At 48.4% G+C, this 3,359-nt stretch carries 1 protein-coding gene; it reads right to left on the bottom strand.

The features are described from left to right. On the bottom strand, positions 1–3,359 hold a 3,359-nt coding region (locus tag BM082_RS24420; protein ID WP_139218825.1), incomplete at both ends, for an Ig-like domain-containing protein.

Below are 3,359 nucleotides of genomic sequence, written 5' to 3' on the forward strand. Positions count from 1 at the left end.
TCTCCAGAGGCTTTCACCCAACCGTTGCCATAGTTCACCCACAGGTCTTTGGTGTTGAAGTCAGCGCCTTCGGTAGCTGAACCACCATAGGCATCGATAAACACACGGGTAGGGGCAGTGGATTCATTACTGAGTGAAACCGTGAGTGTCGCCATGCCTCCTTCGTCGACGGAGGCGTCAGAAACATTGGTGACTTTTGGTTTGTCAGCTTCGTCAGTGATAATCGCAGATTCAGATTTAACCCAATCCTGCCAACCTTCACTGGTATTGGCTGCTGCATATATGGCGAAGGTCTCATCGCCTTCGTAAATATCGTCGTTTACTGTCTCTGCGTAGAGTTTCACGCCGCTTTCACCAGCAGGAACCGTGATATTAGCTACCCACTTATTTGAGCTGTTCAATTCAACTTCTTGAAGTAAGTCTCCTCCATCGCTGTAGACATACACTTTACCTGTATAGTCTTCGCCAAATACGACGTCATGGGCGACTTTCGCGAACCCAAGCTTCACAGTTGTATCAATGGTGGTGGCGTGATCAAGGTTTAAATCCCACCCAATCGTTGACTCCCCCTCTGCTGCATCAGACAAGTGAGTGACTGATTCAACTTTGGGTTCGTAAGCAGTGTATGTTTCGGAGTCAGTGACAGTGACAGTATTTCCTGCATTATCAGTCGCTGTAACAGCCGCTTTGATAGTTTTGTCAGGAGCGGATGCCAATACACTGCCAGATACTGGGATTTTGAAACTGTTATCGGCATTTACAGTGCCAGTAAACTCAGTGTTGTTAACTGTAATGGTGACTACATCACCCGGTTTAGCATCGCCACCAACAACACCTTTAATATCAATGTTTTGCTGAGACTCTGCGTAATTGATTGCGTCGTCACCAGCTATCGTACTGTCGAGGGTAATTGAAGCGTTCGCTACCAAATCAACACTATAGATCTGCGTCGTGCTAATCACCCCGGTGTTACCGGCAGGATCAGTGGCAACAAGTTGAGCATTCACTTTTAGATCAGAGTCTTCGACAAGCTCGCTTCCAGGAACGGCGATTGAAAACTCCCCACTTGTATTCACAGCACCTGTATAGTTGTTTCCATTTACAGAAAGCGTCACTCTATCACCGGCTGTGTATTCGCCTATGGCTGTGCCAGTAACAGAAATTGAAGTGCCACTCTCTTTTGCATTAACGACATTGTCTGCGGTAATCACATCAATCGTAAGTTGAGTGGTTTCATCGCTGGGTTCAGTGGTATCCAAGGTAATGTTCTGTTCCGCAGCAGTACTCGTGTTTCCAGCAGTGTCTGTGACTGTTGCGCTAATGCCATAGGTGCCATCCTCGTAACTGCCACCGTTTTGTAACTGGTTGACAGGGATGGTAATAGGAACTGAAATGCCGTCTTGCCAGTCGTTTGGCACAGCGACAGTAATGGTTGAGGTATTACCAGAAGGGTCGGTGACCTCCAGGCTTATAGAATCCCCTGGTTTGGCGCCGACTGGCGGCGTAACTGACGTTTGAATACCGTCTGATGCTTCCTGGGCATTAACGCCATTGCTTGATTCTTGGATAACCAGAATAGGCGAAGCATCTGTGCCATCATCACCCGTACCTTCACCCGGCGCGATAGTATCTAGCTCAAAGGTAGCAGTGTTACTGTTTAGGCTCGTATTACCAGCGGCATCAGTAACCGTTGCTATTAGGTTGTATATTCCATCGTCAAATGTGTTCCCATTTGAGATATCGCTAACAGGTATGGTTACTTCGACGACCTGGCCAGCCACCCAACCGCTTGGAACCGTATGTTCTACCGTTGTTTGATGACCGTCTGGATCTGAGAGCGTTAGAGTGATCGTATCCCCTGGTAATGTGCCAGCAGGGGGAGTGACTTGCGACTGAACGCCATCATTTGCTTCGTTTTTATTTACACCGTCAGCTGCTTCGGCGATAGCGACGGTAGGCGCTTCATCAGCGCCATTTGATCCTGTTCCCTGTCCCGGAGCCACAAGGTCGAGGACATATTCTTTGGCAGTAGTGAGAATGCCCAAATTACCCGCGGCGTCGGTGGCAATCAGCCTAGCGTCTACCGTGGTATCGTTGTCGCTAACCAGTTCCCCACCTGGAACACTAAAACTAAACGTTCCGTTTGCTGCGACTGGGCCGTTGAAGTCCTTACCATTTATGGTGAGAGTAATAATGTTGCCAGCGGTGTATTCTCCGCTCACTGTGCCAGTAATATTGATGGCACTCTCTGACTCGTCGATATTAATCACGTTATCCGATGTGATGGTATCTATGATGAGTGTTGTCGTAAGAGTGTTAGGCCCCACAATATCGACGTTGTAGTCTTTATTTGCAGAAATGGTTCCGGTATTTCCGGCAGGATCAGTGGCAAGAATCGTTGCGGTAACTGAGGAGTTTCCATCAGTCATCAAATCAATGCCAGGAACTGGAATAGAGTAATTGCCCTCGGCATCGACCTTTCCAATAAAATCCTTACCACTAACATTTAATGTGACAACGTCATCCTCTTTGAATTCACCCGTTACTGTACCTGTGACGTTAACAGGCATACTCGCTTCGGCGGCGTTAAGAATGTTGTCAGATGTCACGTTATCAATGGTAAGCGCCGTTGTACTTGCTGTTGGGCCCTGAAGGTCAGTATCGTAGTCCTTAGTGGTGCTGATTTCGCCAACGTTACCCGCACTATCTGTGGCCAACACGCTGGCTTCAATTACTGTGTCGCTGTCAGAGGTCAATGCTGTGCCGGGCACTGCAATTGTGAAGGAGCCGTCCTCTTCAGCAGCGCCAGTATATTGAGTTCCGTCGATAGTCAAAACGACCGTGTCTCCCTCGGTGAATTCACCTGAGACTTGTCCTGTAACCCCAATAGATTGGTTTTGTTCAGAAATATTGATGACATTGTCGTTAGATATGTCATCAATAATGATTGATGTTGTTGTTTTATCCGGTGCCGTTGTGTCGAGCGTCAAACCAGCATCGTTACTAGGCAGGCTGGTGTTACCTGCTTGGTCTGTGATAGCTGCGGAAACAGAGTAATCACCATTGATAAAGCCGTTGTCATCACTAATCAGATCTGGGGTGATTATGACCGAAACAGAGTCACCTGCGCTCCAATTATTAGGAACTACAGCCTCGACGTCTGTTGTGGTTCCATCTGGAGATGTCAGAGTTAGCGTTACCGTGTCACCGGGATTGGTGCCTGTTGGAGGCGTTACCGAAACATGGATACCGTCTGATGCCTCATCTTGATTGACACCATCTGATGCTTCAGGGATCTCAACGAGGGGCAGTTCATCGGTGCCGTTCGGGCCGGTGCCTTCGCCCGGTGCGGTGGTGTC

This window comes from Enterovibrio norvegicus DSM 15893 (assembly GCF_900115495.1).
Lineage (GTDB): Bacteria > Pseudomonadota > Gammaproteobacteria > Enterobacterales > Vibrionaceae > Enterovibrio > Enterovibrio norvegicus.